We start from the raw sequence: 26,639 nt of genomic DNA, 5'->3' as shown, positions 1-26,639 counted from the left end.
TTTTAGGGCTCCATGCTGGGACGGCTCAACCATTGGAAAGTTAGATCTGGGCGAATGCCTTGATATCCGCTAAGGACAATCGATGAGCCTATGTCCGCACGACTTTGCAGTAATAACTCCCCGGAGGCACGAAGGCAAAGAAGCGCACGCGACAATGCCGTCGATACCTGGCCAGGCTGGAGAGGCGCGAGCGCACTCGCGTTTACCTCAGCAAGCACCACAGCCTGCCAACGCCCTCCGTCCAACACTGGCAGTTGTTCCGCTATCCGCTCGACGAAGTCTCGGGCGGACATACCTTCCCCTGGGGCCAGAATCTCGGGTAGGACATCTCTAACAGCCACCGTCGGATCGATGTCGCCACCAGGTTGCCGACTGAATCCAAGGAACTCGGACCAGTAATTCACACCGGTCTTGCGTGTTGAGTTCTGCATTAGGCGCCGATCAGAATTTTCGATTTGCTCCGATTCAAGCCGCTCTAGGTCGCCAAAACGAGTTCGGAATACGTCCTGGGCCATCATCCAGGCCAAGGTTCGCGTGAGATCTGCGGAGCGAGCTCCCTCTGCTGCCCAGAACTCTTGATTATTCTGATCAGAAAGAGCGTACCGGCAGGCAATACGTCTAGTGAACGCGAGGGTTTGCAGTGCTCCTGCCGGAACTTTTGAGGGCCGATCTAGAACGGAAATCATATCATCTGTTTCTATGAATAAGCCGAGCTCAGTCCAACGCCGTAAGGTTTGCCGGGCTTGTTTACCCTCGTCTTCAACAACTCCTCCCGGAGCAACGGCTTCTAGCAACTCCTCGCGAGGAACAGCATTTTTCGATGCCAGCACCCTCGAATGTAGTACGGCAAGCACGTTCGGAAGACCGTCATTAGTAATATTCAATAGGCTCATGCACTGAGCTCCCTGAGCAATGTGTCGAAACTTAAATGATCGATGACATCGGTCCATCTTCGATCTGGTCGGTCCGGATCCTTAATATCCTTAGGGATGACAAGAACAGTGAGGTCGCACGGAGAGGACAAAAGCGAGCCTCGAACATCTTGCGAAATAGAAGTGGTAGACCACAAAACAATGCGCACCTCACCAGCCCCCCCGTCAAGCGAAGCTGCCTTACCAGGGTCGAAAGTATCGATGAACGCATCGCTCCCCGCCCGCCCTACTGCATTCCAGACATCAGTCCACTCCTGCGAGCCGGTCGGGGCGTCTAGCAATACAGTGTGAGGTTGAGTTTTACTCAGAAGTGCCTCGATCAGGGCACCCCGTATGACTGCGCCGCCGGCCGCCTCTGGACAGGTGACGATTAGCAGATTTGGCGAAAGCAATGGCAGCGTTGCGGTTGCCTTTCTCCACCCCTTTTTTGTCGCGAACCGACTAGTGCGGCTCACGAACGGCTTGCCATATTTACTGCTTACTTGCTTGTTGGCCCAGTGCTCAGGGCATCCCCCGCAACAACGTGTTACTGGAACGTATGCATTGTCCTGCACAAGCTCATAGGTAGAAGAAAGCGCATGCGAAATTTCGATATTTCCTGCCACAACATCAAGCACCGCCTCTACGCTCTCATCGGACGATTCGTTAATCACGCTTCTTATTGTGTTCATACGGGCATTGAAGAAAGCCTCGTTCAAATGACCCGTTTCTAAGATCCGAACCGCTGCATAAAACGCATCAACCTCGCGTACGACTTCGTCCTCCACCTGACGAGACTCTGGACGGTGGGATCGAAGCTCACATATTTCGAGCAACCCCGCCAAAGCCATTAGATTCAAGGTTCTGAAATTCCACCCACGATTCGCCGCTGAATGCTGATGCAGATCAGAGCGCAGAGCATCCAAATCTATCCATACGAGATCCGAATTCGGCTGCTGCCAAACCGTAGTAGCAATCATAGCCACCCACCGTTTGTAGCCAAGACCGTTCCCGATTAGTCTCTGGAGCGATATACTCCGTGCCTGCTCGATATCCTCATCAGTGTAAAACAGCAGGCTCGCAGAGGCCTTGCCGTCTCTTCCGCTGCGTCCAACCTCTTGGTAAAACCGATCAAGCGACTCGGGGAGAGTGGCATGCACTATGGTGCGGACATCGGCCTTATCTACGCCAAGACCGAATGCAGACGTGGCGACCATACCGTCAAGCATTCCCGAGTTCCATGAGCGGAGTAGATGACCGCGCTCCGAGGTGAGGGTCAATCCGGTGAAATGATCTATTCGACCGAACCCTTCATCACGTAGCAGTGCACAAAACGCCACCGCCTCCTCCGGCTTGGTCACATACAGAATAAAAGGCCGCGGTGCTAACTTGAGAACTTCTAGTACTCGCTCCCTTTGCTCAGCCTTTGACCTACACCGCTTAAACGCATAACGTGGTTCCGAACGCAAGTGGACACCCGAGATCAACTCGGTCTGTGCCGCTGGTCCAAAGTGCTTTTGGAGTACGTCTATCGTCCCCTTCGTCAGGGTCGCAGATGCAAGAATCAGTCGAATCGACCGTTTAGCCCCTTCGTGACTGATCTTACGTAGGTGTCGCACTAGAGCTGGAAGTAATTGGAACTCCGGGCGGAAGCCACTTCCCCAAGTCGCTACGAGATGTGCCTCATCAACAATTATGTGCGTCAAGCGACCGATAGCAGCTGCATGCTCTAGTGCATCGCGCAAGGCGCCTGTAGCACTCTCCGGGGAGGCGAAGATCATTCGCTGAGCACCGCTCTGTATAGCCCGGCGAACGTCGTCACGCTCCTTCTGCGTCAGTCCACCATGGTAAGCCAGTGGAGTGGCTTCCCAGAATGGACTCTGCTGCAAAAGTAATTCTTCCATCCGCCGCGCTTGATCAATAGCCAAAGCCACGGTCGGTACGATCGTCAATGTAAGATGACCCTCGCCATGAAAAAGCGGGGGAAGATGGCTGAGGGAAGACTTACCACTACCCGTGGGTAGATTCGCAATCAATGTCACATCGGCGGGTAAATGTACAACAGCTCGCAAAGCTTCGCGCTGCCCCTCTGATAGACACGTATCGTTTCTAAGCAGCCTTCTCAGCATAGGGTCCGCAGGAACCTCAAGAGAAGTACGGGAGATCAGCTCCGCAAAAACGTCGTCAAAAATATCCTCTTGGGCGCCGAACCAAGGAAACCTAACAGGCCGAGTTCGTACATCGAACCCATCGCTAAACTCGGCCACGTCGAATCCAGCTTCGCGCCATAACGTTACGGACGGCCAATCGTCGTGCCGTGACACCCTCAGCCAGGAGCCAGCGCCAGCGGCCATATTACGCAGTTGCCACTGCCGAATCAGGCAGATGAGGTCAACATGACTGACAAATCTAGGAAAAGACTTCATCCCGACCAAAAGTTGACGAATTCGCTCTAAAAGGCCATCAAGGGCCAATTCAGAAGGAATGTTGGCATTTGACCAGTCTCTACATGCGCTCTGTAGTGCAGAGTCGTCGAACAGATCGCTCAACATGAGGTGAAAGGAGAGTGATTGGCGATAAAGATTGCACCCACGCATTCGAGCCTAAGAATCGGGGTTCGCAAAGCGGTTGCGAGATGCCTGTAAAAACAATCATCAGTTTCTAACTCCCGCAACTCCGTCGCTGCGGCGACACCACTCATTCGCGAGGCACGTGCCCTACCTTGTGCCAAACGCAACTTATGTTGTCGCGCTACGACTACTAGCGCACTTTCGAGATGCCCATTGAATTTTGGAGACCCCAACACATATTGCTGAGCCAAATCCCTTGCCCGCGAACAAAGCTCGTCCCAGTTCTGCAACCAAGCGAAATCCCGCCTCTGATGCAGAACGCGCCAGCGGTCCGGATTCAAATTAAAATCAGCGTTCCCCGTTTTTTGTCCGTTGTCTTTATACCTTTCTAATAGCATTTTTGGAGGTTCACTCACAATCTGACCCGAACCTGACACCCATACGGTAAAAAATAAGGGAGGCATGCTTGCCCGTGCCAATCGGGATAATGCGCTTCTTTGGATATCGTAAGCGTGTGCATCCGAAACGCTCTCACTCGACGACAGCACTTCACCTGGATGAACCACGAAATCGAAGCGAAAAAAAAGGTCTGCACCGCTCGGATCGATGATTTCAGAATCCTGCCTAACACGCCACAAACCAAAGGCCCGGCCACGGTCGTCAACAGCTGCAAAACGCTCTAGTGCCGTGATTAACGGGTCACCTATCCTGAGGAGGCGGATGTTGTCCCTAAGTCCCTCGCGTGAGTTGACCGTCTGGCGTTTAAATGCATAACGATGGGTGAGAGGCATCTGCGAACTTCCATCAGGTGCCTCAAGATCCATAGCTTGAAGAAACCCTCCGACAAACCGACTTAACGGTAGCAGCGTTTGCTGATCACCTCGATATGCGTAACCAACTCGAAAGATCGAGTCCCCATTAAGACGAGTTGCTTCGGTTCGACGAACGAAGCGAAGTGCCTGAACGGCGAAGGTGTCGAACCCGTCGCGCCAAGCCTCCCACTGCTGGTCACATTCCGTTAGGTCATCTAACAAATCATCGCCTGGCTGTTCGAGCGAATCCAAAGCATCTTGCTGGTCGATGCGACGCAATTCTTTTCTAATCCTACCATCCTGCCCAGCAAGCGCTTCGACGTGAGGAGCGAAAGCCAGTGCACCGAGATCAAACCAGTCATTGATCAACCCCTGAGTCGACTCCTCAATCAGATACTGAAGGCTGGCAACAGAGCGATCAAAAATCTCCCATGCAGTATCAAGCACATCCAGCCACCCCATCTCATTAAGGTTGGCGCGATCAACTAGCACAATAGACCGCACGGGATCGCCCGTGCCAAATCGATCCAGTCGTCCGAGGCGTTGTTCGATCCGATTGGGAGACACGGGTAGATCAAAGTGCAACGCTACCTTGCTGCCTCCATGAAGGTTCACACCCTCTTCTGCGCTGGCATCACATACCAGCACCCGGCATGTAGACGGAAGCGTCAGAAATGCCTTCCAAGGCAACTGCTCATCGTCTTCAAGATCTTCTTGATCAGGTATCGCATCAAGGACCTGATGGCGTTGCACCAATCGACCAAACTCCCTACCAAGCATCTCTACGGCACGATCCGCATCTTCGGCTGAGTCGCAGAAAACAACGATTTGCTGTGCAGCCTTCTTGAGCAGTCCGGAAACGGCATCGCGTAGTGCGAGAAAGCGGCTATCCAACTCACGAATGGTTCGTGCAGAGCCCTCCAGAACCCTCGCCAAATGTCTCGCCTCGATGTCTTCGACACCCAAGTTGATCAACCACTCTTCCACGCGCATGCAGGAGTTGGGTCGTATTCCCCAATCTAGGAGTGTCGCTCGGGCACTAGGCGAGAGATCCGTGAGGGCGCCAAGATGAAGGCGCAAGTCTTCAAGTTGGTGCATGAAAGTCGCGCCAATGTTTCTTTCATACTCGAACTCAAACCGTTCCATGCCAGAACGTTGGATGGTGGCCCACGGGACCGCTACACGGCGATTTCGAAGAACGCGGCGATGTAAACGATAGGTTTCAGCAAGGTGCATTCGCAACGCACCCAACGCGTCAATTAACGCTTCATCGTCCTCTTCAGGAAAACGATCCAGAATTACGCGCAGGTCACTTGTAAGCTCATCCAACAAAGGGTCGGTATTGAATTCATTGTTTAACCTATCGAGTTCTGCTGGTAGAGACCAAACATTCTGCGGTAGCAGGATCGCAACCAACTCGGCCACGAACTGACGAGATTTGATCCGATGCTCGAAACCTGCCAAATCGTCCAGCGGAAAGACCGCAGAGTCCAGCAGATGCATCACCCTGAGAAAACCAGAGCTATCACTCAGAACAGGTGTCGCCGACAGCAATAGCAATCGGGGAACGCTGGGGGCAAATCGTCGAAGTAATTCATAGAGCTGGTTTTCCCCACCTTCCGTTTTTCGCGAAAGGTGGTGAGCTTCATCGACCACAATCAATCCCGCATCGGGCAAAAGCCGAGCTATACGGTCGATCTGATCATGACCTACAACATGTAAGTAGTCGTCCAGAAACGCGTCAAGAGCAAATCGACGCGTTAGCTCCTCACGCCACTGCTGCACCAATGCTCTCGGTGCTACGACGAGAACCTTAGCATTCAATGGATCGTCAAGCATGTATTGCCGAATGACAAGACATGCCTCAATAGTCTTGCCTAAACCAACTTCATCGGCGAGCAAATAGCGTTGGATTGGGTCAGTCAGAATCCGTCGAACAATATTGAGTTGGTAATCTACGAGTTCAATCGACGAACTCAGTACGGAGGCCATCCCCCAACAAGCCGCGTATTGGAGAGATGTGACGTGAGCAAAGGCACTCCGCGCATCAGCAAGGAAAGGTGTTTCCGTTGCTTCTGCTATCAAATAAGGTAATGGGTCTCGAATCGGCTGGTCCCAACGCACTTCAACATCGCAAGCTTCGACGTTGACGCTATCACCATTAGGGTATTGGACCAAAAGCGTCCTCTCCCCATCGTGTTGAAGCACTCTTCCGACCTGCCAGCGCCCACCAGCTGAGTGGCGTCTATAAATACGTGTTTGAGGTCTTAGACTTACAGACCGGATCCTCGCCATCGGAAATTCAATCGTGACATGTGACCCCGGATCGGGAGAGTCGAAAAATTGCACCGTCCCAAGTTGGCCAGCGATCGTCACTAGCTTCCCAACCCCCCATTCAGCGTAAGGAGGATCTACAAGCTCAACGAATGCACCCACAAATAAGCTCAAGCTTTCCCTCGCTACTACGAATTCACTTTCCTATTGATTCCGCTTGAATGCACATTACAGCAGACAATACACGCCTACGCCTTCGCCCTTGGCCACTGACTACTAGCAAGCGATCGGCGCAAAATCCTAAAGGCCGCGGACCGTTCTGCAACTGCCACCTACGGAAGCTCTTGGGGTGCTGTGAAACCTGACGGCCAACCTAGAAACGCCGGTAAATTTATACAATGCTGGAGAGCATAGCCGCCTAACTCAACAACTGCTTAGAGCTTGATAATGCTCTCAAGCATATCAAATAGCCACCACGACATCTACCTTCCATCTCGCGACTAAAGCGCTCCAGGACAATCACCAAACCGCTTGCTCTGCCACCGTGTCGCTTTGAAATATTGTTGAAGGCTGCCAACCTACATCCGGTGTTGCCGGCCTTAGCCAAATAAAAATAGTCAGAAAAATCCGTGCGGGGGGGATGCGGGATATTTTTCAGACACAAAAAAGCCCAACCTTCTCAGATTGGGCTTTTTCAAAAATATGGTCGGGACGGAGTGATTCGAACACTCGACCCCTAGCACCCCATGCTAGTGCGCTACCGGACTGCGCTACGCCCCGACTAGGCGTGAAACTGGGTTTTGCTTCTTGTGGAAGCGAGGAGAAATATACCGCAAGCTTTTGAAATGTCAAAGTATTTTAAATACCTTGAATCACTTCTTCAGCACCACCAGCACATCCTCCAGCTCCGAAATCATCTGGCGGATCAGTTGCTTGTACTGGGTGCTGTCATCCTTGGCCTCATCGCCGGAGAGACGCAGACGCGCCCCGCCGATGGTGAACCCCTGATCGTACAGCAACGCGCGAATCTGCCGGATCATCAGCACGTCATGGCGCTGATAATACCGGCGATTGCCACCACGCTTGGCGGGGTTGAGTTGAGGAAACTCCTGCTCCCAGTAACGCAGCACGTGCGGTTTGACCGCACACAGCTCGCTGACTTCACCAATGGTGAAGTAGCGTTTGCCTGGGATCGGCGGAAGCTCGTCGTTATGACTTGGTTCCAGCATAGGCCTCAACTCGGGCTTTCAATTTCTGCCCTGGACGAAAGGTGACCACACGGCGAGCCGTGATCGGGATTTCCTCTCCCGTTTTTGGATTGCGGCCAGGCCGCTGGCGTTTGTCCCGCAAGTCAAAATTGCCGAAACCCGACAGTTTGACCTGCTCGTTGTCTTCGAGAGCGTGCCTGATTTCCTCAAAAAACAGCTCGACCAATTCCTTGGCCTCCCGTTTGTTCAGGCCCAGCTCTTCGTAGAGACGTTCCGCCATTTCAGCTTTCGTCAGAGCCCCCATACGTCACTTCCTTAGCGTGGCGTTCAACCTGTTTTCAAGCGAGGTGAGGATGCTTTGGGTCGCGGAATTCACCTCATCGTCATTAAGAGTGCGCGATGGATGCTGCCAGGTCAAGCCAACTGCAAGGCTTTTTCTATGCGGATCAATACCTTTACCCTCATAGACGTCAAAGAGCCTGAGCTCTGTGAGCCACTCGCCTGCATTTTCACGGATTACGTCCAGTACCGCACTGGCCGCCACGCCCTTGTCCGCCAGCAACGCCAGGTCACGACGCACTTCAGGGAAACGCGACAACTCGCTGAATTTCGGCATTTTCCCCAACGCCACTTCAGCCAGTACCAGCTCGAAAACGAAGACCGGACGGTCGAGACCGAGGGTTTTCGACAATTCCGGGTGGATTGCGCCGACGAAACCAACCAGACGCCCTTCCCGCTCGATGCGCGCGGTCTGACCCGGGTGCAACGCAGGGTGCTTGCCCGGCACGAACGTGAACGAATCCAGCGCACCGGCAAAGCCCAGCAGCGCTTCCACGTCAGCCTTGACGTCGAAGAAGTCGACGGTGTCGCGACCCTGTGCCCAGCCTTCCGGCAGACGGCTGCCGCAGACCACACCAGCCAGCATCGGCTCTTGCTTCAGGCCTTCCAGCTGACCGACGAAACGCAGGCCGCTTTCGAACAGACGCACGCGATCCTGCTGACGGTTCAGGTTGTGCTGCAACGCCTTGACCAGGCCCGGCCACAACGAAGAACGCATGGCGGCCATGTCGTTGGAGATCGGGTTGGCCAACAGCAACGGCTCGACGCCCGGGTTGAACAGTTCGAACTGTTTCGGGTCGATGAAGCTGTAGGTGATCGCTTCCTGGTAACCACGGGCCACCAGCAGGCGACGCAGCTCAGGCAGGTCGCTACGGGCTTCGGCCTTGGCTTGCGGGGCCAGGCGCGCTTGCGGGTAACGGACCGGCAGGCGGTTGTAGCCGTACAGACGCGCCAGTTCTTCGATCAGGTCGACTTCCAGGCTGATATCGAAGCGATGGCTTGGCACTTCAACGCGCCACTGCCCTGCCCCGCTCGCAGAAACGCCCAGGCCCAGGCCGGTCAACAGACGCTCGACCTCGGCCGACTCCATTTCCATGCCCAGCATCTGGGTGATGCGTTCGGCACGCAGGGTCACCGCGGCCACGGCAGGCAGGTGCGCTTCGCTGACGGTTTCGATGATCGGGCCAGCTTCGCCACCGGTGATTTCCAGCAGCAGGCCAGTGGCGCGCTCCATGGCTTCACGGGCCAACTGCCAGTCCACGCCACGCTCGTAGCGGTGCGAGGCATCGGTGTGCAGGCCGTAGGAACGGGCCTTGCCAGCGACGGCGATCTGGTCGAAGAAAGCGCTTTCCAGGAAGATGTCACGGGTAGTCGCGGTGTCGACACCGCTGTGCTCGCCACCCATTACGCCGGCAATCGCCAGGGCGCGGGTGTGGTCGGCAATCACCAGGGTATCGCCACGCAGGGTGACTTCCTGGCCGTCGAGCAGCACCAGCTTCTCGCCCTCTTCCGCCATGCGCACGCGGATGCCGCCATTGATCTCGGAGAGGTCAAAGGCGTGCAGCGGCTGGCCCAGCTCGATCATCACGTAGTTGGTGATGTCGACGGCGGCGTCGATGCTACGCACGTCGGAACGACGCAGGCGCTCGACCATCCACAGCGGGGTCGGCTTCGACAGGTCGACGTTACGGATAACGCGACCCAGGTAACGCGGGCAAGCGGCCGGCGCCAACACTTCGATCGAACGAACTTCGTCGTGCGTGGCAGGCACGCTCGGTACGACCGGGCGAGTCACCGGAGCGGCATACAGCGCGCCGACTTCACGGGCCAGACCGGCCAGGGACAGGCAGTCGCCACGGTTCGGGGTCAGGTCGACCTCGATGCTGGCGTCGTCCAGGTTCAGGTAGACACGAATGTCCTCGCCCACCGGCGCATCGGCCGCCAGTTCCATCAGGCCATCGTTGTCTTCGCCGATCTGCAGCTCGACTTGCGAGCAGAGCATGCCGTTGGACTCGACACCGCGCAGCTTGGCTTTCTTGATCTTGAAGTCGCCGGGCAGTTCGGCACCGATCATCGCGAACGGGATCTTCAGGCCCGGGCGCACATTCGGCGCGCCGCAGACGACCTGGAAGGTCTCGGAACCGTTGCTGACCTGGCACACGCGCAGCTTGTCGGCATCCGGGTGCTGTTCGGTGCTGAGGACTTCACCGACGACCACGCCGCTGAACACACCGGCGGCCGGCGTGACGCTATCGACCTCAAGACCGGCCATCGACAGACGAGCCACCAGCTCGTCGCGGCTCACTTGCGGGCTTACCCAGCCACGCAGCCATTGTTCACTGAATTTCATCCTGTTCTCCTAATAGATTCGTTACGACTAGCGAAATTGCGCGAGGAACCGCAAGTCGTTGTCGAAGAACAGACGCAAGTCGTTCACGCCGTAACGCAGCATGGCCAGACGCTCGACGCCCATGCCGAAGGCAAAGCCCTGGAAGGCTTCCGGATCGATCCCGGACATGCGCAGCACGTTCGGGTGAACCATGCCGCAGCCCATGACTTCCAGCCAGCCGGTCTGCTTGCAGACGCGGCAGCCCTTACCGCTGCACATCACGCATTCCATGTCGACTTCAGCGGACGGCTCGGTGAACGGGAAGTAGGAAGGACGGAAACGCACCGCCAGCTCCTTCTCGAAGAAGACCCGCAGGAACTCTTCGATGGTGCCTTTGAGGTCGGCAAAATTGATGTCGCGATCGACCAGCAGGCCTTCGACCTGGTGGAACATCGGCGAGTGGGTGATATCCGAGTCGCTACGGTACACACGGCCTGGGCAGACGATGCGGATCGGCGGCTGCTTCGCTTCCATGGTGCGGACCTGTACCGGCGAGGTATGGGTGCGCAGCAGCATGTTGGCATTGAAATAGAAGGTGTCATGCATCGACCGGGCCGGGTGATGGCCTGGGATGTTGAGCGCTTCGAAGTTGTGGTAGTCGTCTTCCACCTCGGGACCTTCGGCAATGCCGTAGCCGATGTGGGTGAAGAATTGTTCGATACGTTCCAGAGTCCGGGTGACTGGATGCAGACCACCGGAGGTCTGGCCGCGGCCAGGCAGGGTCACGTCAATGGACTCGGCGGCGAGCTTGGCGGCCAGATCCGCCTCCTCGAACGACGCCTTGCGCGCATTGAGAACCTCTGTGACACGCTCCTTGGCGACGTTGATCAGGGCGCCGACCTGCGGACGCTCTTCTGCCGGCAAGCTGCCCAGGGTCTTCATCACCTGAGTCAGTTCACCTTTCTTGCCAAGGTAGTGAACCCGGATTTGCTCCAGGGCATTGATATCTTCAGCGCTTTGCACAGCCTCGAGAGCTTGAGAGACCAGTGCGTCCAGGTTTTCCATGTACAGACTCCAGATACGAAATAGGGGAAGAGCTTTAAGGCTCTTCCCCTATTCATGACGTTTAACACCGAGCCCTACACAGGCAAGACCCGGTGATTGTCGGTGGGTACTTAAGCCAAGGTGGCTTTAGCTTTCTCGACAATCGCAGCAAACGCCGCTTTTTCGTTCACAGCCAGATCAGCCAGAACCTTACGGTCGATTTCGATCGACGCTTTTTTCAGGCCAGCGATGAAACGGCTGTAGGACAGACCGTTAACACGAGCACCTGCGTTGATACGAGCGATCCACAGAGCGCGGAACTGACGTTTTTTCTGACGACGGTCGCGGTAGGCGTATTGGCCTGCCTTGATGACCGCTTGCTTGGCAACACGGAATACGCGCGAGCGAGCGCCGTAGTAGCCTTTTGCAAGTTTCAGAATCTTTTTGTGACGCTTACGGGCAATGACGCCACGCTTTACACGAGCCATGAGTTACTTCCTCTATTCTTGAACCAAAAATTAACGAAGGCGCAGCATGCGCTCGACTTTTGCCACGTCAGACGGATGCAGCAAGCTGCTACCGCGCAGTTGACGCTTACGCTTGGTCGACATTTTGGTCAGGATGTGGCTCTTGAAAGCGTGCTTGTGCTTGATGCCGTTAGCAGTTTTCAGAAACCGCTTGGCAGCACCACTTTTAGTTTTCATCTTTGGCATGTTCGGATACTCCGCATTCAGTTGATAAACATAACCGCAAGGCCTGCCGTGCCCTGGTGGTTACTTCTTCTTTTTCGGGGCGATGACCATGATCAGCTGGCGTCCTTCCATCTTAGGATGCTGTTCGACCGAGCCGTACTCCTGCAGGTCAGTTTCAACCCGCTTGAGCAGCTCCATCCCCAGCTCCTGGTGGGCCATCTCACGACCGCGGAATCTCAAGGAAACCTTGGCCCTGTCCCCGTCACTCAGGAAACGTACCAGGTTGCGCAGTTTTACCTGGTAATCCCCTTCCTCCGTCCCTGGACGAAACTTGATTTCTTTAACCTGCACTTGCTTCTGGTTTTTCTTCGCAGCAGCAATTTGCTTTTTCTTTTCGAAAATCGACTTGCCGTAGTCCATCACCCGGCAGACGGGTGGCACTGCATCGGCGGAAATCTCCACCAGATCCAGCTTGGCTTCTTCGGCAATCCGAAGCGCTTCATCAATCGAGACGATGCCAATCTGCTCGCCATCAGCGCCAATTAACCGAACCTCGCGTGCCGAGATATTCTCGTTGATCGGGGCTTTCGGTGCAGCTCGTTTATCTTGTCTCATTTCACGCTTAATAATAATTACTCCGAATCTGGGCGACCACGCCGGGAAACCGCTTGCGCGAGGAACTCGGCGAACCGGGCGACGGGCATCGAGCCCAGGTCTGCACCTTCACGAGTACGCACAGCGACGGTCTGCATCTCGACTTCCCGATCTCCGATAACCAAAAGATAGGGAACCTTGAGCAAAGTATGCTCGCGGATTTTAAAGCCAATTTTTTCATTTCTCAAGTCGGACTTGGCACGGAATCCGCTTTCGGCCAGAGTTTTTTCCACCTCGAGGGCAAAATCAGCCTGCTTGTCGGTGATGTTCATCACCACGGCCTGGGTCGGCGCCAGCCACGCAGGGAACGCGCCCTCGTAGTGCTCGATCAGAATTCCGACGAAACGCTCGAAGGAACCGAGGATCGCGCGGTGCAGCATGACCGGGTGCTTGCGGCTGTTGTCTTCGGACACGTATTCGGCGCCCAGACGGATCGGCAGGTTGAAATCGAGCTGCAGGGTACCACACTGCCACACGCGACCGAGACAGTCCTTGAGCGAAAATTCGATTTTCGGACCGTAGAACGCCCCTTCGCCCGGTTGCAGGTCATACGGCAGGCCGGCGCTGTCCAGCGCGGCGGCCAGTGCGCTTTCGGCGCGATCCCACAGCTCATCGGAGCCCACGCGCTTCTCGGGACGCGTGGACAGCTTCATTTCAATGTCCTTGAAGCCGAAGTCGGCATAGACATCCATGGTCAGCTTGATGAACGCCGCGGATTCAGCCTGCATCTGCTCTTCGGTGCAGAAGATGTGGGCGTCGTCCTGGGTAAAGGCGCGTACGCGCATGATGCCGTGCAGCGCACCCGACGGCTCGTTACGGTGGCAGGCACCGAACTCGGCCAGGCGCATCGGCAGCTCGCGGTAGCTCTTCAGGCCCTGGTTGAACACCTGCACGTGGCACGGGCAGTTCATCGGCTTGATGGCGTAGTCGCGGCTTTCCGACTCGGTGGTGAACATGTTGTCGGCGTAGTTGGCCCAGTGCCCGGACTTCTCCCACAGGGAGCGATCGACCACTTGCGGGGTCTTGATCTCCAGGTAGCCGTTCTCACGCTGCACCTTGCGCATGTACTGCTCGAGCACCTGGTACAGGGTCCAGCCGTTAGGGTGCCAGAACACCATGCCCGGCGCTTCTTCCTGGGTATGGAACAGGCCCAGGCGCTTGCCGATCTTGCGGTGGTCGCGCTTTTCCGCTTCTTCGATCCGCTGGATGTAGGCAGCCAGCTGCTTCTTGTCGGCCCAGGCGGTGCCGTAGACGCGCTGCAACTGCTCGTTCTTGGCATCGCCGCGCCAGTAGGCACCAGACAGCTTGGTCAGCTTGAACGATTTCAGGAAACGGGTGTTCGGCACGTGCGGGCCACGGCACATGTCGACGTATTCTTCGTGGTAGTACAGGCCCATGGCCTGTTCATTCGGCATGTCTTCGACCAGGCGCAGCTTGTAGTCTTCGCCACGCTGGGTGAACACCTCGATCACTTCGGCGCGCGGCGTGACCTTCTTGATCACGTCGTAGTCTTTTTCGATCAGCAGTTGCATGCGCTGCTCGATCGCGGCCAGGTCGTCCGGGGTGAACGGACGCTCATAGGCGATATCGTAATAAAAACCTTCATCGATGACCGGACCGATCACCATTTTCGCCGTCGGGTACAGCTGCTTGACCGCGTGGCCAACCAGGTGGGCGCAAGAGTGGCGAATGATCTCCAGCCCCTCTTCGTCCTTGGGCGTGATGATCTGCAGGGTGGCGTCGCTGTCGATCGGGTCGCAGGCGTCGACCAGCTTGCCGTTGACCTTGCCGGCCACGGTGGCCTTGGCCAGGCCGGCGCCGATGGAAGCGGCGACTTCGGCTACGGAAACCGGGTGATCGAACGAACGTTGACTGCCGTCGGGAAGAGTAATAGTGGGCATGGCGCCTCCTCTCCTAGTGGTGACCCCTACCAAAGGTCACGTGGGTTGGGATGAGCAGCCAGTACGCGATTCGTCCAGCCGTTTATGAAAAACGCCTGCCGCACAGTGGCAGGAGCCGCAAGGCCAACCGGAAACGAACCAGAGTGACTGGAGTTCAAAAAAGGGTTGATGGCGCGGCATCGAGCGCAAGACACGCAAGGGATACCGAAAATAGCCAAGGCGTGGATGCTAGCACAGATGAACGGTCATCGCCTCGTTCGCAACCTGCTAAAGTTGCAGGGGTTTCTGCCTTGCGGGTGAACTTGCGCCCCGCTCTGCCGCTCAAACACAAAGCAACAGCATATCCGCCCGTTTCCAAGGAGTACCCGAACATGCGCCTGACTCACCTCTTCGCCTTCGCCGCCCCGCTCGCCCTGCTGCTGCCCTTGAGCGCGCAGGCCGCCTGGCCCGCCGGCGCCAAGGACGCCTACATGAAAGATTGCATTGGCGCGGCCAGCCAGAGCGTCAACGCCACCGTCGCCAAGCAGCACTGCACTTGCGGCGCCGATGTGCTGGAGAAGAAGTTCACCACCCAGGAAATCCAGCAACTGATGAACTCCAAGACGCTGCCGCCCGCCGAGCTGCGGACCCGCGCCCTGAACGAAATCGCCGTGTGCAAGGTGCAGAAGTAACCCGCCATCAGGAGCCTTTTAGGCCTCAAGCGGAGTGAAAAAAGCGCGAAAGCATGATTTTTATCAATATTTACGCAGCTTTTATGGGTTTTTTTAGGGGCTGTCCTGTCGGCTGAAAGCCTTTAAAACCGGGGCTTTCAGCCAATCTGACAGCTAAACGGGGCACGCCTGACGGGCAATCCGCCGCCAGGGGGGGCTCCCAAGTCGAACATTTCGACTATGATAGCCCAGTGTGCCCAGTTGGCCTGAGCAGCACAGTACTACTGAAAATATATGTTTCTTGGAGATACACCATGTCTAATCGCCAAACCGGCACCGTAAAATGGTTCAACGATGAAAAAGGCTTCGGCTTCATCACTCCTCAAGGTGGCGGTGACGACCTGTTCGTACACTTCAAAGCTATCGAAAGCGACGGTTTCAAAAGCCTGAAAGAAGGCCAAACCGTTTCCTTCGTGGCTGAGAAAGGCCAAAAGGGTATGCAAGCTGCACAGGTTCGTCCGGAGTAAGTTTTCCGCGAACTGAAAAAACCCCGTCCATGCGACGGGGTTTTTTATGGGCGCTGGAAAAGCCCGGAGGCCTTAACCGCAGTTGGCGCGAATGATCTTGCCGCTGCTGTCGGTGTTGAGGTTCAGACGGTCCGAGCGGTACTCCAGGGTCACCATGTCGTCGGGTCCCAGGACCCGGGCGCTCTGCGCGCCGGTGCGGCTGCGGGCCTGCTCCAGCAGTGCGGCGGAGGCCGACTGGCCAATGGCGAAATCGGCCCCTTTGGCCTCGCAACGACCGTCACCGGCCTGGGTGACCGAGTCCTTGGGCGCAGCCGACTCTTTAGCCGCGGACGACGCGCTGGTGGTGCAACCGGCCAGTACCGACAAGGCGAACAGCGCCCCCAGGGATGCAAGCTTCCAAGGCATGGAGCCTCCTTTCAAATAATAGGTAGAGTGAGTGCGACCGCGACTTTCGCCATTGGTTGCACCCAAGGTGCCAGACACGTCGATTCCGACTTCGGCGACCGACAAGTCTGCCTGACCTGTCGAGCGACTTCCCCAGGGAATCGTGACTGAATATTAACGGGTGATGTCGCTCAGTAGATGTCGATGTAGTCGAAGGGCGGGTTGGGCCAGTTCTGCTGCAGGGCATTGAACACCTGCATGACCCAGACCTCGTCGGCGGCCGCGACCTTGCCGACGTAGCCGGAGCCCGCCGCCCAGGTTTCCAGGCGGAACAGCAGGCCGTCGATCTGCGCGCCGCCGACAACTCCCGAGGAAATGTACGCGATGCCCGAACGGGTCACGCGCAACTGGGTATGCATCTCGTCGCTGGCCGCCGCGAGCATCTGGCGCACGGCGTCCAGGGTCAGGTTGTCGGGGTTGTTCAGATCGATCTGCATGGGATTCACTTGAGGCGCGCCAGGCGCTCGGTCAGCAAGTCGAAGAAGCCCTGGGCATTGCCATTCTCGACCCAGAACACGTTCTTGGCCTGCTTCAGGCCGTCGTACCAGTCGACGATGGTCTGGCCGAAGGTCGGGCCTTCACGGCTGTCGATCTGCATGTTGACCTGACGTCCGCTGAACAGCTCGGGATTGAGCAGGTAGGCGATGACGGTGGCGTCGTGTACCGGGCCGCCGGGAATACCGTAGTGCTCCATGTCGCCCTTGACGTACTCGTTGAGGATATTACCGACCACCTTGCTGGCGTTGTTGTTCAACGCCGCGATCTTCTCCAGGCGTTCATCGCTGGTGAGGATCTTGTGGGTCACGTCCAGTGGCAGGTAGGTCAGCTTGACGCCGCTCTTGAGCACCACTTCGGCGGCCTGCGGGTCGGCGAACAGGTTGAACTCGGCGACCGGGGTGATGTTGCCGCCGTTGAAGTGCGCGCCGCCCATGACCACCACTTCCTTGATGCCCTGGGTGATCTCCGGATCCTGGGTCAAGGCCAGCGCCAGGTTGGTCTGCGGCCCGAGCATGGCAATGGTGATGCTGTGGGGCTTGGCCGCCCGCAGGGTCTCGATCAGGAAGTTGACGGCATTGCCCTTGGCCAGGCCGGCCTTGGGTTCGTGGACGGTCACGCCGGAGAGGCCTTCCTTGCCGTGGATATTCTCGGCATAGATCGGCGTGCGCAGCAGCGGCTTGGGCGCACCGGCATACACCGGCACCTCTTCGCGCCCGGCCCACTCGCGGGCCAGTCGGGCATTGCGCGAAGTCTTGTCCAGACGCACGTTGCCGGCCACGGTGGTCAACGCGCGAATATTCAATTCCTGCGGCGAGGCCAGGGCGAACAGCAAGGCCACCACATCGTCGGCGCCCGGATCGGTGTCGATGATCAGGTCGATTTTTTCCGCCGCCTGGGCGCCTGTAGCAGTGAGCAAGGACAAAATCAGCAGACTCCGAAACCAATGTTGCAAGATCTGAGCATAGCGTTGCATGGCACACTCCTTGTGCGGGAAAGAAAGCTTGTGCGGGAAAGAAAAACTAGAAGGTCACGCCGGCCACCAGCACGACGTTGCAATAAGGCTGGCATTCGCCGGTGCGCACCACCGCCCTGGCCGTGCGGCTGAGCACCTTGAATTCTTCATGGCTGAGCAGGCGCCGCTGCCCCATGGCGCCCTGGACGTTCAGTGCGTCGAGGTGTTCCAGGGCCGGCGGACGCTTGAGCAGGATTTCCTCGGCCAGCACATGGCTCTCCACCTGCATTTCGCTGAGCACCGTGCGCAAGGTGCTGACGAAGTCAGGAATGCCCTGGGTCAGGGCCAGGTCGATCAGTTCCACGCCCGGCGGAACCGGCAGGCCGGCGTCGCCGATGACCAGCATGTCGCCATGGCCTAGGGAGGCGATCAGGCGTGACAGGGCGATATTGAGCAGCGGTGTCTTTTTCATGGCGATTTGAAACCCTGGACATCGGACAAGTGGGGAATGGACGGCTGGGCACCGGCACGGGTCACCGACAGCGCCGCCGCGACCTGGCCAAAGCGAATCGCCTCGGCCTCGCCCTGCCCTCGGGCCAGGGCCGCGGCGAAACCGCCGACAAAGGTGTCGCCGGCCGCCGTGGTGTCGAGCGCCTTGACCTTGGGCGCCGGGAAATGCGCAAAACCCTCGCCGTCGGCGAACAGCGAACCCTGGGCGCCGAGGGTAATGATCACCTTCCCTGCCCCGGCGGCCATCAGTTGGGCGGCGGCGGCCCGGGCACTCTCCAGGGAGTCCACCGGCAGGCCGCTGAGGGCTGAGGCCTCGCTTTCATTGGGAATCAGGTAGTCGATCGAGGCATACCAGTCGGCCGGCAACGGCGCGCTGGCCGGCGCCGGATTGAGGATCACCGTCTTGCCCAATTCGCGCCCGCGCTTGAGTACGTAGCCGACGGTGTCCATCGGCACCTCCAACTGGCAGATGATCACATCCGCGTCCTGGAGCACCGCATCAAAGCCTTTGAGCATTTCAGGGGAAAGGCAACCATTTCCGCCGGCAACGATCACGATGGCGTTCTGGCTGTTGTCGTCGACGACGATCAGCGCGACGCCACTGGACACCCCCGCCGCCACGCTGACGGCCTGGCAATCAATGCCCTCGGCCACCAGCGCATCGCGCAGTTGCGGACCGTAGGCATCGTCCCCCACGCAACCGATCATCGACACCGTGGCACCCAGGCGAGCGGCCGCCACGGCCTGGTTCGCACCCTTGCCGCCGGACACCGTGGCGAACGACTGGCCCACCAGGGTCTCACCCGCCCGTGGCAGGCGTTCGGCACGGGTGACCAGGTCCATGTTGAGGCTGCCCACCACCACTACTTTTGCTTGCATACACCAGTACCCATCAATTCGATTCAGCGGTATTGCGCAAACACGCCCGGCACCGGGCCCGTCGATTCGCGCAGGACGATACTCGGCGTCACGATCCGCCGATCAACAGCCAGGAGCGGCGTTGCGATTCTGTTCAAGAGCATTTCCGCCGCCGTTTCCCCCAACTGGAGAATCGACTGGCCGACCGTGGTCAACGCCGGATAGACATAGCGGCTCATCTGGATATCGTCGAAGCCGATCACCGACAGCTCGCTGGGCACGCGGATATTGCGCTCCGCCGCCGCCCGCAACACACCGATACCAAGCATGTCGTTACCGGCGAAAATCGCGCTGGGCCGGTCCCCTTCCAGGAGCAAGGCCGCCGCCCGATAACCGCCGGTGCTGGTGAAGTCGCTTTCCAGCACCCAACGCTCGGGCACCTGCACCGCCGCCTGCGCCAGGGCCCGTCGATAACCGGCCAGACGCATCTGCGCCACGCTGGTATCGGCCGGGCCGCCGATAAAGGCAATCGCCCGATGCCCCAGCTCCAGCAAGTGCCGGGTGGCCAGGTAGGCGCCCTCCTCGTGGTCGATGCGCACCAGGTCGGTTTCGATCCCGGCAATGCCCCGGTCGACAATCACGATGGGCGTGTGCACCGCCGCCAATCCGGCGCCGAGGCTGTCATCGCCGCCGGTGGAGGCGACGATCAGGCCGTCGACCCGTTTCTCCAGCAGCACCCGCAGGTAGCTGCGCTGCTTGTCCGGGTCGTCGTCGGAGTTGCAGAGGATCACGCAGTAGTTGTTGCGCTCGCAGTAATCCTCGATCCCCCGCGCCAGCTCGGCGAAGTACGGGTTGAGGCTATTGGGCACCAGCAGGCCGATGGTCGCGGTGGTCTTGGCTTTCAACGAACGCGCCACGGCGCTGGGCACATAGTCGAGCTGGGCGATCGCCGCCTCGACCTTGAGCCGCACCTTGTCGCTGACCGGCCGCGTCCTGTTCAGCACATGGGACACCGTGGTGTAGGAGATCCCGGCCAACGCCGCCACATCCTTGATGGTTGCCATGCCTCAGCTCCGCCGACGGGCGCGTTGACTGCGGTAGGTGTCCAGCACCACCGCGATCACGATCACCGCGCCGGTGATGATGCGCTTGGTCGGCTCGGTGGCGCCGATCTGCGCCAGTCCCGCCGCCAGCACGGAGATGATCAGTACACCGAAGAAGGTGCTGATCACCGAACCGCGACCGCCCATCAGGCTGGTCCCGCCGATCACCACCGCGGCGATCACCTGCAGTTCCAGGCCGGAGCCGGCGTTCGGGTCCGCCGCTTCCAGGCGGGAGATCTGGAACAGCGCGGCGACACCGGCCAGCAGGCCCATCAGGCTGAACACCAGGATCTTGTAGGGCTTGGGATTGATCCCCGCCAGGCGCACGGCTTCCTCGTTGGTGCCGATGCCGATCAGGTAGCGGCCGAACACGGTCCGCGTCAGCACCAGTTGGGCGACGATGATCACCAGCAAGGCGATGATGAACGACGGCGAAATACCGACGGCCACCGGGTTGGACAGCCAGGCGAACGAGTCGCCGATATAGGCGGTGCGCGAGCCGGTCATCTGGTAGGCCAGACCCCGGGCCATTTCCAGCACGCCCAGGGACACGATGAACGAGGGAATGCGCCAGGCCACGGTGATCGAACCGGTCACGGTGCCGGCCAACGCCGCGCAGCCCATGCCCAACACGGCGGCCGGCCACACGCCCCAACCCCAACCGAGGATCGCCACGCTGACCGCCGAGGCCGCCAGGGCCAGCACCGAGCCCACCGACAGGTCGATGCCGCCGATGATCAGCACGAAGGTCATGCCCACCGCCAGGACCATCAGGTCGGGAATCTGGTTGGCCAGGGTGCTGAAGGTGTCATAGGACAGGAAATGACTGCTCAGGCTGGAAAACAGGATGATCATGGCGAGCAAGGCGCCCGCCAGGCCCAGGTAGGTGCCCAGGCCATAGAAATTACGCGAGGTCTTGCCGGCAACAGCAACAGATACAGTTTTCATGGGGTATTCCTGGGCGCCGCTTCGTGGAGCAGCGCATCACGTTTTTGGTAGCCGGCGAAGGCGGCGGCGAGCAACTCGTCCTGGGTCCAGGCATCACGCTCGAAGGTCTCGATCAGGCGCCCGGCGGACAGCACGCCGATGCGGTCGCAGATCAGCATCAGCTCGCGCAGGTCGCTGGAAACCACCACCAGCGCCTTGCCCTGGCGGGTCAGTTCACCCAGCAAGGCATAGATATCGAACTTGGCGCCGACGTCGATCCCGCGGGTCGGCTCATCGAACAGCAACACCGTGCAGTCGCGCTCCAGCCAACGGCCGATCACCACCTTCTGCTGGTTGCCACCGGACAGCTCGGACACCAATTGATCGGGACTGGAACTGCGAATGCGCATGGCGTCGATCTGACGCTGCGCCAGCGCCGACTCGTCACGCCCGTTGACCAGCCCGGCGCTGGAAATCGCCGGCATGTTGCCTAGGGCGATATTGGCGCTGATGGATTGTGTCAGCAGCAGCCCCTCGCCCTTGCGATCCTCGGTGATCAGGGCGATGCCATGGCGGACCGCATCCACCGGCGAACGAATGTCCGCGACCTTGGCCGGCGAGCCGAGGGCCACCGTGCCGCTGTCGGCACTGTCCGCGCCATAGATCAACCGCAGCAGCTCGGTGCGGCCGGCGCCGATCAGGCCGGAGATACCGAAGATCTCACCGGCACGGACCTCGAAGGAGACGTCGAGGACCTTGTCCGAACGGCTCAGGCCCTTGACCGTCAAGGCCGGCGCGCCGATCTTGCGCACGCCCATGTCGATATGTTCGCCCAGCTCGCGGCCGACCATCAGGTTGACCAGTTGCTCGCTGTTGTAATTGGCCATCGGCTCGACGCAGACCAGGTTGCCGTCGCGCAATACCGCGATGCGCTGGGCGACCCGGGCCAGTTCTTCGAGCCGGTGGGAGATATAGATGATCGCCACGCCACGGGCCTGCAGGCGGGTGATCTGATCGAAGAGCATTTCGACTTCGCGGGCCGTGAGCATCGCGGTCGGCTCATCGAGAATCAGCACGTGGCAATCGCCGATCAGGTTGCGGGCGATTTCCACCATCTGCTGGTGCCCGATGCCCAGATCGCCAACCAGGGTGTCCGGGTCGATGGCCTCGAGGCCGACCTGGGCCATGGCCTCGATGGCGGCGCTGCGCAACTGCTTGCGGCTGATCCACCCTGCGCGGTTGGGCAGGTTGTCGAGGAACAGGTTTTCCGCCACGGACAGGGTCGGCAGCAGATTGAGCTCCTGCATGACCATGCGGATGCCCTGCTCTTCGGCGTGGGTCCGGCTGCCCGGCACATAGGCGCGGCCATTGAACAGCATCTGCCCGGTGGTCGGTGTGACCAGCCCGCCGATGATCTTCGACAAGGTGCTTTTGCCAGCACCGTTTTCACCGGTCAGCGCCAGCACTTCGCCGCGCAGCAACGTCAGGTCGATGTTGCTGAGAACGGGTTGCGCATAGGTCTTGCCGATACCGCTGACCGACAGGACAGCGTTCGGAGCGGAAGATGACATAGGAAAGTCTCCATGCGCCCGCTCAGGACGAGCGGGCACCATTGAACCGCGAGGGGTTTACTTCTTGAGTACCAGCTCGACCGGGGTTTCGATCACGCCGTCCTTGCTGTCGACTTTTTCGCCCTTGATGACTTTCAGTGCGGTTTCGATGCCGAACACCGCCTGCTTGGCGGCGAACTGGTCGGCGGTGGCGAGCACGCGACCGTCCTGGAGCATCGGTTTGATGGCATTGATGTTGTCATAGCCGACCACCTGCACCTTGCCGGCCTTGCCTGCCGAACGCACGGCGGAGACGGCGCCCAGGGCCATGCTGTCGTTGCCGGCCAGCAGCGCCTTGAGGTTCGGGTATTCGTTGAGCATCGCCGAGGCGACCGCGTTGCCCTTGTCGATTTCCCAGTCGCCGGACTGCACGGAGACGATCTTCATGTCCGCGGCCTTCATCGCGTCGGTGAAACCGGCGGTGCGCATCTGGGCGTTGGTGGTGGTGGACACGCCTTCGATGATGCCGACCTCGTCACCCGCCTTCAGTTGCTTGCCCAGGTACTCGCCCACCAGGCGCGCGCCCTTGCGGTTGTCAGGCCCTACGAACGGCACTTCGATGCCCTTGCTTTTCAGCACGCCGGCGTCGAGCTGGTTGTCGATGTTGATGACGACGATCCCGGCATCCTTGGCTTTCTTGATCACCGAGACCATGGCCTTGGAGTCGGCCGGGGCGATGACGATGGCGTTGACCTTGGAGACGATCATCTGGTTGACGATGTCGATCTGCGCGGTGGTGTCGGTTTCGTTCTTGATGCCGTTGGAGACCAGGTCGAAATCGGCGGCGTGGGCTTTCTGGTAGTCCTTGGCGCCGTCTTCCATGGTGCGGAAGAACTCGTTGGCCAGGGATTTCATCACCAGGCCGACCTTGGGCTTGGCGGCATCGGCGGCGAAGGCCTGGGACAGCGGCAAGGTAGCGGAGGCGGCAGCCAGTACGGCGACAGCAAGAAGACGTCCAGCGAATGGCAACTTCATGGGTTTACTCCGGATCTTATGATTGTTGTGAGCAACGCCAGGAGCGTGACGGGAAATGCGTGTGCACAGCCCTGGAAAGAGTTCGCGCAAACGTTTGCGTCATCCAACTATGCGAATCTTGCGGGGATTTGTCAACGGTCCGTCACAGCATAGTCGCCAGTCTGACAATCGCGAAAATCCCGACGAGGTCGGGCAAGGATTCCCCCCTTGCCTGAGCCCGGCGGCCGGCCGATCCGCTACGCATCTCTCTGTAAAATCAGATAATTTTTTCGATTGGCGTACACCAAATCGCAAAAGACGCTGTCAGAAGCACCTCACCACTCCCTGACAGTTGCGAAATGACCTACAGTTAAATACTGTATGCACGTACAGCTAATTAAGGATTGTTCCGTGGCAAACCCAACTTCAGCTTCCTCCGCGCCCAGCACCTACGAACGCATGGGCCTGCGCGTACAGAAAATCATCAACTCGCCCACCGCCCAAAACGCCAAGGCCGCCCTGCTCTTTCGCCTGCCGGACGAACCGGTGGACGAGTGGGAGCGACTGCTCGAGGAAATCGCCGAGAACGACAACGTCACCCTGGCCTACCGCGACGACGGTGGCATACAGATTTTCTGGGTTGTGCCGAAGGAAGACTGAACCAATGATTGTCCGCGTTATCGCCCTGCTGTGTTTTTTCTGTGTGCTGTCGGCCCAGGCGGAGGCACCACGTACCTTCGCCGAAGCCAAGAAAGTCGCCTGGAGGCTCTACGCGCCGCAGTCCACGGAGTTCTATTGCGGCTGCAAGTACAACGGCAACCGGGTTGACCTGGCGGCCTGCGGCTATGTGCCACGCAAGAATGCCCAGCGGGCGGCGCGCATCGAGTGGGAACACATTGTCCCGGCCTGGCAGATCGGCCATCAGCGCCAGTGCTGGCAACAGGGCGGACGCAAGAGTTGCAGCCAGAACGACAAGACCTACCAGCGCGCCGAGGCCGACCTGCACAACCTGGTGCCGAGCATCGGCGAGGTCAACGGCGACCGCAGCAACTTCAGCTTCGGCTGGTTGCCGGTGCAGAAGGGACAATACGGCGCCTGCCTGACCCAGGTCGACTTCAAGGCCAAGAAGGTCATGCCGCGCCCGTCCATTCGCGGCATGATCGCCCGCACCTATTTCTACATGAGCAAGCAGTACGGCCTGCGCTTGTCGAAACAGGATCGGCAGCTGTATGAAGCCTGGAACAAGACCTATCCGGTCCAGGCCTGGGAACGCCAGCGCAACCAGAGCGTGGCCTGTGTCATGGGCCACGGCAACGAGTTCGTCGGGCCGGTGAACCTCAAGGCCTGCGGCTGAGGATCAATAGCCGGTAGCGGGCGCGGCGGTATCTTGCGCAGGGCTGGCGGCAGGCGCCTTGTGCTCCACCACCTCGGAGTCCATCTGCTGCTTGTCGGCCAGCTGCGCCTTTTTCTGCTCGGCAATGGCCTGGGTCGCGAACGGTCCGGCAATCACCTGGCCATTGTCGAGGATCTTGAACGGATAACCGTGCTCGATCAGCCAGGCCGTCCAGTCGGTCAGGGCCTTGGACTTGTCGTCCTTGATCAGCAGGTCCCAACCGGTCGCAGGCGCCACCACCGCCGCCGGTGTCGAGGCCACTTTCGCCGGCTCGACCTTGTTTCCCGAGCCGTCGCCGCAACCGGCCAGCACCACGAATGCCACCATCACTGCTATTCTGCGCACAAGGCGTCTCCCGTAATCATCAGTTAATGTGATTTTATCACCTTGCAGCCTGTCTTAACCTCGTTCCACTGGCTGCTCGGGTCTTATCAGGCTGAATTACCGACGGTTTTCCGACCCCGGGGAATTAAATGGAATGAAATGACGCCTGTAATGAACCACCCGTTCGGATGCACTTAGCGGTATTCTGTGTGTAAGACCTAAGCCAGGAATGCCTGAGAAAGGCACCTTAGTAATATTCAAGGAGAAAGACATGCTGATACTCACCCGCAAAGTCGGTGAAAGCATCAACATCGGTGACAACATCACGATCACGATTCTGGGCGTTAGCGGCCAGCAAGTCCGGATAGGCATCAACGCCCCCAAGGACGTTGCCGTGCATCGTGAAGAGATTTACCAGCGTATCCAGGCCGGCCTGTCTGCCGGTGACAAAGAACCAAAGTAAGCAGCCCGCTCCCTCGTCAGCCCTGCCGTACCAGGGTCGCGGCTGACGAAAGCTTCCCCCCTCTCCTCGCTACTGGCTCAGCGACGTGCCCAACCGGGCTACGTTCTCAACGGCCCCAGGTTCTCAACTGCCCAGGATCAGACCGCCCGCCGGCAACGGCAGCGCCGTCTTGTAGCGCACCTGCTTGAGGGCAAAACTCGAGCGGATGTTCGCCACCCCCGGCACCTTGGTCAGAAAATCCATCATGAACCGCTCCAACGACTGGATCGTCGGCACCAGCACGCGGATCAGATAGTCCGGATCCCCGGCCATCAGGTAGCACTCCATCACTTCCGGTCGATCGGCAATTGCCGCCTCGAAATGCTGCAAGGCCTCTTCCACCTGCTTTTCCAGGCTGACATGGATGAACACGTTGACGTGCAGCCCGAGCAATTCCGGATCGAGCAAGGTCACCTGCTCGCGAATCAGCCCCAACTCTTCCATGGCCTTGACCCGGTTGAAGCACGGCGTCGGCGACAGGTTGACTGAACGCGCGAGGTCGGCGTTGGTAATGCGGGCATTCTCCTGAAGGCTGTTGAGAATCCCGATGTCAGTGCGATCCAGTTTGCGCATGAGACAAAAACACCTGTTTTTTATGGTTATGCAGTTTTTTTATCTGCAAATCGTCTTGAGTGCAATGAAACAGAGAGAAA

General features: G+C 58.7%; 27 protein-coding genes and 1 tRNA gene. 5 read left to right on the top strand and 23 right to left on the bottom strand.

The annotated features are described in order from the left end of the window. Nucleotides 1-2 precede the first annotated feature (2 nt). The 12 genes from dpdG to thrS all read right to left on the bottom strand — a co-directional run bounded on the left by dpdG (nt 3) and on the right by thrS (nt 14,734). The gene (dpdG, locus tag NUH87_RS28295) at nt 3-893 is read right to left on the bottom strand and encodes a protein DpdG (RefSeq protein WP_338523582.1); all 891 of its coding nucleotides are present in this window, start codon (nt 891-893) and stop codon (nt 3-5) included. Continuing rightward, nucleotides 890-3,463 (bottom strand): protein DpdF, encoded by a 2,574-nt coding sequence (gene dpdF / locus NUH87_RS28290; RefSeq protein ID WP_338523581.1) that lies wholly within the window; start codon nt 3,461-3,463, stop codon nt 890-892. Before dpdF ends, dpdG begins: the two co-directional genes overlap by 4 nt. Beyond that, entirely contained in the window at nt 3,457-6,729 is a 3,273-nt protein-coding gene (dpdE, locus tag NUH87_RS28285) for a protein DpdE (protein WP_338526988.1), read from the bottom strand. Before dpdE ends, dpdF begins: the two co-directional genes overlap by 7 nt. Before the next feature lie 541 nt (nt 6,730-7,270). Continuing rightward, nucleotides 7,271-7,347: transfer RNA gene (locus tag NUH87_RS28280), tRNA-Pro, on the bottom strand. A 92-nt stretch (nt 7,348-7,439) separates the two neighbouring features. Further along, complete coding sequence (locus tag NUH87_RS28275) at nt 7,440-7,796, bottom strand: MerR family transcriptional regulator (protein ID WP_017128239.1); 357 nt, start codon at nt 7,794-7,796, stop codon at nt 7,440-7,442. Beyond that, nucleotides 7,777-8,079, bottom strand: coding sequence for an integration host factor subunit alpha (ihfA, locus tag NUH87_RS28270; RefSeq protein WP_002553164.1), 303 nt, complete (start codon nt 8,077-8,079; stop codon nt 7,777-7,779). Before ihfA ends, NUH87_RS28275 begins: the two co-directional genes overlap by 20 nt. Nucleotides 8,080-8,082: 3 nt before the next feature. Beyond that, nucleotides 8,083-10,464, bottom strand: a complete 2,382-nt coding sequence (gene pheT / locus NUH87_RS28265; RefSeq protein WP_338523580.1) for a phenylalanine--tRNA ligase subunit beta — start codon at nt 10,462-10,464, stop codon at nt 8,083-8,085. A gap of 27 nt (nt 10,465-10,491) precedes the next feature. Beyond that, on the bottom strand, nt 10,492-11,508 hold the full coding sequence (gene pheS / locus NUH87_RS28260) for a phenylalanine--tRNA ligase subunit alpha (protein WP_040069106.1): 1,017 nt from the start codon (nt 11,506-11,508) through the stop codon (nt 10,492-10,494). A 110-nt stretch (nt 11,509-11,618) separates the two neighbouring features. Continuing rightward, entirely contained in the window at nt 11,619-11,975 is a 357-nt protein-coding gene (gene rplT, locus NUH87_RS28255) for a 50S ribosomal protein L20 (protein ID WP_002553161.1), read from the bottom strand. A gap of 30 nt (nt 11,976-12,005) precedes the next feature. Then, nucleotides 12,006-12,200: a 50S ribosomal protein L35 gene (rpmI, locus tag NUH87_RS28250; protein ID WP_002553160.1), complete on the bottom strand. Its 195-nt coding sequence runs from the start codon at nt 12,198-12,200 to the stop codon at nt 12,006-12,008. 60 nt (nt 12,201-12,260) lie between these two features. Further along, nucleotides 12,261-12,812, bottom strand: coding sequence for a translation initiation factor IF-3 (gene infC, locus NUH87_RS28245; RefSeq protein WP_209437187.1), 552 nt, complete (start codon nt 12,810-12,812; stop codon nt 12,261-12,263). Continuing rightward, nucleotides 12,812-14,734 (bottom strand): threonine--tRNA ligase, encoded by a 1,923-nt coding sequence (thrS, locus tag NUH87_RS28240; RefSeq protein WP_338523579.1) that lies wholly within the window; start codon nt 14,732-14,734, stop codon nt 12,812-12,814. The genes infC and thrS overlap by 1 nt, the downstream gene beginning before the upstream one ends. A 371-nt stretch (nt 14,735-15,105) precedes the next feature. Here thrS and NUH87_RS28235 point away from each other — a divergent pair, with 371 nt between their 5' ends. Continuing rightward, nucleotides 15,106-15,405: a hypothetical protein gene (locus NUH87_RS28235; RefSeq protein ID WP_338523578.1), complete on the top strand. Its 300-nt coding sequence runs from the start codon at nt 15,106-15,108 to the stop codon at nt 15,403-15,405. Nucleotides 15,406-15,698: 293 nt separating this feature from the next. Beyond that, nucleotides 15,699-15,911: a cold-shock protein gene (locus NUH87_RS28230; protein WP_003179963.1), complete on the top strand. Its 213-nt coding sequence runs from the start codon at nt 15,699-15,701 to the stop codon at nt 15,909-15,911. A gap of 72 nt (nt 15,912-15,983) precedes the next feature. On the opposite strand, the gene NUH87_RS28225 is transcribed toward NUH87_RS28230, so the two are convergent. The 9 genes from NUH87_RS28225 to NUH87_RS28185 form a co-directional block, all read right to left on the bottom strand. Beyond that, on the bottom strand, nt 15,984-16,316 hold the full coding sequence (locus tag NUH87_RS28225; protein ID WP_040069120.1) for an I78 family peptidase inhibitor: 333 nt from the start codon (nt 16,314-16,316) through the stop codon (nt 15,984-15,986). Between the two features lie 170 nt (nt 16,317-16,486). Beyond that, entirely contained in the window at nt 16,487-16,792 is a 306-nt protein-coding gene (locus NUH87_RS28220) for a hypothetical protein (RefSeq protein WP_338523577.1), read from the bottom strand. Between the two features lie 5 nt (nt 16,793-16,797). Further along, on the bottom strand, nt 16,798-17,826 hold the full coding sequence (locus NUH87_RS28215; RefSeq protein ID WP_338523576.1) for a nucleoside hydrolase: 1,029 nt from the start codon (nt 17,824-17,826) through the stop codon (nt 16,798-16,800). 46 nt (nt 17,827-17,872) lie between these two features. Then, a complete protein-coding gene (gene rbsD, locus NUH87_RS28210) occupies nt 17,873-18,277 on the bottom strand; it encodes a D-ribose pyranase (protein WP_338523575.1) in 405 nt (134 codons plus the stop codon). Beyond that, the gene (rbsK, locus tag NUH87_RS28205; RefSeq protein ID WP_338523574.1) at nt 18,274-19,194 is read right to left on the bottom strand and encodes a ribokinase; all 921 of its coding nucleotides are present in this window, start codon (nt 19,192-19,194) and stop codon (nt 18,274-18,276) included. The genes rbsD and rbsK overlap by 4 nt, the downstream gene beginning before the upstream one ends. 23 nt (nt 19,195-19,217) lie before the next feature. Next, nucleotides 19,218-20,237, bottom strand: a complete 1,020-nt coding sequence (locus NUH87_RS28200) for a LacI family DNA-binding transcriptional regulator (protein ID WP_338523573.1) — start codon at nt 20,235-20,237, stop codon at nt 19,218-19,220. A 3-nt stretch (nt 20,238-20,240) separates the two neighbouring features. Continuing rightward, nucleotides 20,241-21,224, bottom strand: a complete 984-nt coding sequence (locus tag NUH87_RS28195; RefSeq protein WP_338523572.1) for an ABC transporter permease — start codon at nt 21,222-21,224, stop codon at nt 20,241-20,243. After that, complete coding sequence (locus tag NUH87_RS28190) at nt 21,221-22,774, bottom strand: sugar ABC transporter ATP-binding protein (protein WP_338523571.1); 1,554 nt, start codon at nt 22,772-22,774, stop codon at nt 21,221-21,223. Before NUH87_RS28190 ends, NUH87_RS28195 begins: the two co-directional genes overlap by 4 nt. A 57-nt stretch (nt 22,775-22,831) precedes the next feature. Then, on the bottom strand, nt 22,832-23,788 hold the full coding sequence (locus tag NUH87_RS28185) for a sugar ABC transporter substrate-binding protein (RefSeq protein WP_040069140.1): 957 nt from the start codon (nt 23,786-23,788) through the stop codon (nt 22,832-22,834). Nucleotides 23,789-24,148: 360 nt separating this feature from the next. Here NUH87_RS28185 and NUH87_RS28180 point away from each other — a divergent pair, with 360 nt between their 5' ends. Beyond that, on the top strand, nt 24,149-24,427 hold the full coding sequence (locus tag NUH87_RS28180) for a DUF1654 domain-containing protein (RefSeq protein ID WP_040069141.1): 279 nt from the start codon (nt 24,149-24,151) through the stop codon (nt 24,425-24,427). A gap of 4 nt (nt 24,428-24,431) precedes the next feature. Then, nucleotides 24,432-25,121 carry an endonuclease I family protein gene (locus tag NUH87_RS28175; protein WP_338523570.1) on the top strand — a complete coding sequence of 230 codons (690 nt, stop codon included), beginning with the start codon at nt 24,432-24,434 and terminating at the stop codon, nt 25,119-25,121. A 3-nt stretch (nt 25,122-25,124) separates the two neighbouring features. Here the strand turns inward: NUH87_RS28175 and NUH87_RS28170 are convergent, their stop codons facing one another. Next, nucleotides 25,125-25,505, bottom strand: coding sequence for a hypothetical protein (locus NUH87_RS28170; RefSeq protein ID WP_338523569.1), 381 nt, complete (start codon nt 25,503-25,505; stop codon nt 25,125-25,127). Between the two features lie 250 nt (nt 25,506-25,755). Here NUH87_RS28170 and csrA point away from each other — a divergent pair, with 250 nt between their 5' ends. After that, nucleotides 25,756-25,947, top strand: a complete 192-nt coding sequence (gene csrA / locus NUH87_RS28165; protein WP_040069145.1) for a carbon storage regulator CsrA — start codon at nt 25,756-25,758, stop codon at nt 25,945-25,947. Nucleotides 25,948-26,070: 123 nt separating this feature from the next. On the opposite strand, the gene bkdR is transcribed toward csrA, so the two are convergent. Beyond that, nucleotides 26,071-26,559 (bottom strand): Bkd operon transcriptional regulator BkdR, encoded by a 489-nt coding sequence (gene bkdR / locus NUH87_RS28160; RefSeq protein ID WP_040069147.1) that lies wholly within the window; start codon nt 26,557-26,559, stop codon nt 26,071-26,073. Nucleotides 26,560-26,639: the final 80 nt, after the last annotated feature.

The organism is Pseudomonas batumici, from assembly GCF_036585405.1.
Lineage (GTDB): Bacteria > Pseudomonadota > Gammaproteobacteria > Pseudomonadales > Pseudomonadaceae > Aquipseudomonas > Aquipseudomonas batumici.
Note: the sequence above shows the minus strand (reverse complement) of the source record. Positions and strands in the feature narration are given on the sequence as shown.

Excerpts from the sequence above, each read along its gene's own strand:
- pheT (WP_338523580.1), bottom strand. The coding sequence starts at position 10,464 with ATGAAATTCAGTGAACAATGGCTGCGTGGCTGGGTAAGCCCGCAAGTG.
- NUH87_RS28180 (WP_040069141.1), top strand. The coding sequence starts at position 24,149 with ATGCACGTACAGCTAATTAAGGATTGTTCCGTGGCAAACCCAACTTCA.
- NUH87_RS28190 (WP_338523571.1), bottom strand. The coding sequence starts at position 22,774 with ATGTCATCTTCCGCTCCGAACGCTGTCCTGTCGGTCAGCGGTATCGGC.
- NUH87_RS28275 (WP_017128239.1), bottom strand. The coding sequence starts at position 7,796 with ATGCTGGAACCAAGTCATAACGACGAGCTTCCGCCGATCCCAGGCAAA.
- NUH87_RS28185 (WP_040069140.1), bottom strand. The coding sequence starts at position 23,788 with ATGAAGTTGCCATTCGCTGGACGTCTTCTTGCTGTCGCCGTACTGGCT.
- NUH87_RS28225 (WP_040069120.1), bottom strand. The coding sequence starts at position 16,316 with ATGCCTTGGAAGCTTGCATCCCTGGGGGCGCTGTTCGCCTTGTCGGTA.
- rbsD (WP_338523575.1), bottom strand. The coding sequence starts at position 18,277 with ATGAAAAAGACACCGCTGCTCAATATCGCCCTGTCACGCCTGATCGCC.
- NUH87_RS28175 (WP_338523570.1), top strand. The coding sequence starts at position 24,432 with ATGATTGTCCGCGTTATCGCCCTGCTGTGTTTTTTCTGTGTGCTGTCG.
- thrS (WP_338523579.1), bottom strand. The coding sequence starts at position 14,734 with ATGCCCACTATTACTCTTCCCGACGGCAGTCAACGTTCGTTCGATCAC.
- NUH87_RS28200 (WP_338523573.1), bottom strand. The coding sequence starts at position 20,237 with ATGGCAACCATCAAGGATGTGGCGGCGTTGGCCGGGATCTCCTACACC.
- NUH87_RS28235 (WP_338523578.1), top strand. The coding sequence starts at position 15,106 with ATGCGCCTGACTCACCTCTTCGCCTTCGCCGCCCCGCTCGCCCTGCTG.
- NUH87_RS28215 (WP_338523576.1), bottom strand. The coding sequence starts at position 17,826 with ATGCAACGCTATGCTCAGATCTTGCAACATTGGTTTCGGAGTCTGCTG.
- csrA (WP_040069145.1), top strand. The coding sequence starts at position 25,756 with ATGCTGATACTCACCCGCAAAGTCGGTGAAAGCATCAACATCGGTGAC.
- rpmI (WP_002553160.1), bottom strand. The coding sequence starts at position 12,200 with ATGCCAAAGATGAAAACTAAAAGTGGTGCTGCCAAGCGGTTTCTGAAA.
- ihfA (WP_002553164.1), bottom strand. The coding sequence starts at position 8,079 with ATGGGGGCTCTGACGAAAGCTGAAATGGCGGAACGTCTCTACGAAGAG.
- rplT (WP_002553161.1), bottom strand. The coding sequence starts at position 11,975 with ATGGCTCGTGTAAAGCGTGGCGTCATTGCCCGTAAGCGTCACAAAAAG.
- NUH87_RS28195 (WP_338523572.1), bottom strand. The coding sequence starts at position 21,224 with ATGAAAACTGTATCTGTTGCTGTTGCCGGCAAGACCTCGCGTAATTTC.
- NUH87_RS28220 (WP_338523577.1), bottom strand. The coding sequence starts at position 16,792 with ATGCAGATCGATCTGAACAACCCCGACAACCTGACCCTGGACGCCGTG.
- rbsK (WP_338523574.1), bottom strand. The coding sequence starts at position 19,194 with ATGCAAGCAAAAGTAGTGGTGGTGGGCAGCCTCAACATGGACCTGGTC.
- NUH87_RS28230 (WP_003179963.1), top strand. The coding sequence starts at position 15,699 with ATGTCTAATCGCCAAACCGGCACCGTAAAATGGTTCAACGATGAAAAA.
- dpdF (WP_338523581.1), bottom strand. The coding sequence starts at position 3,463 with ATGTTGAGCGATCTGTTCGACGACTCTGCACTACAGAGCGCATGTAGA.
- bkdR (WP_040069147.1), bottom strand. The coding sequence starts at position 26,559 with ATGCGCAAACTGGATCGCACTGACATCGGGATTCTCAACAGCCTTCAG.
- pheS (WP_040069106.1), bottom strand. The coding sequence starts at position 11,508 with ATGGAAAACCTGGACGCACTGGTCTCTCAAGCTCTCGAGGCTGTGCAA.
- dpdG (WP_338523582.1), bottom strand. The coding sequence starts at position 893 with ATGAGCCTATTGAATATTACTAATGACGGTCTTCCGAACGTGCTTGCC.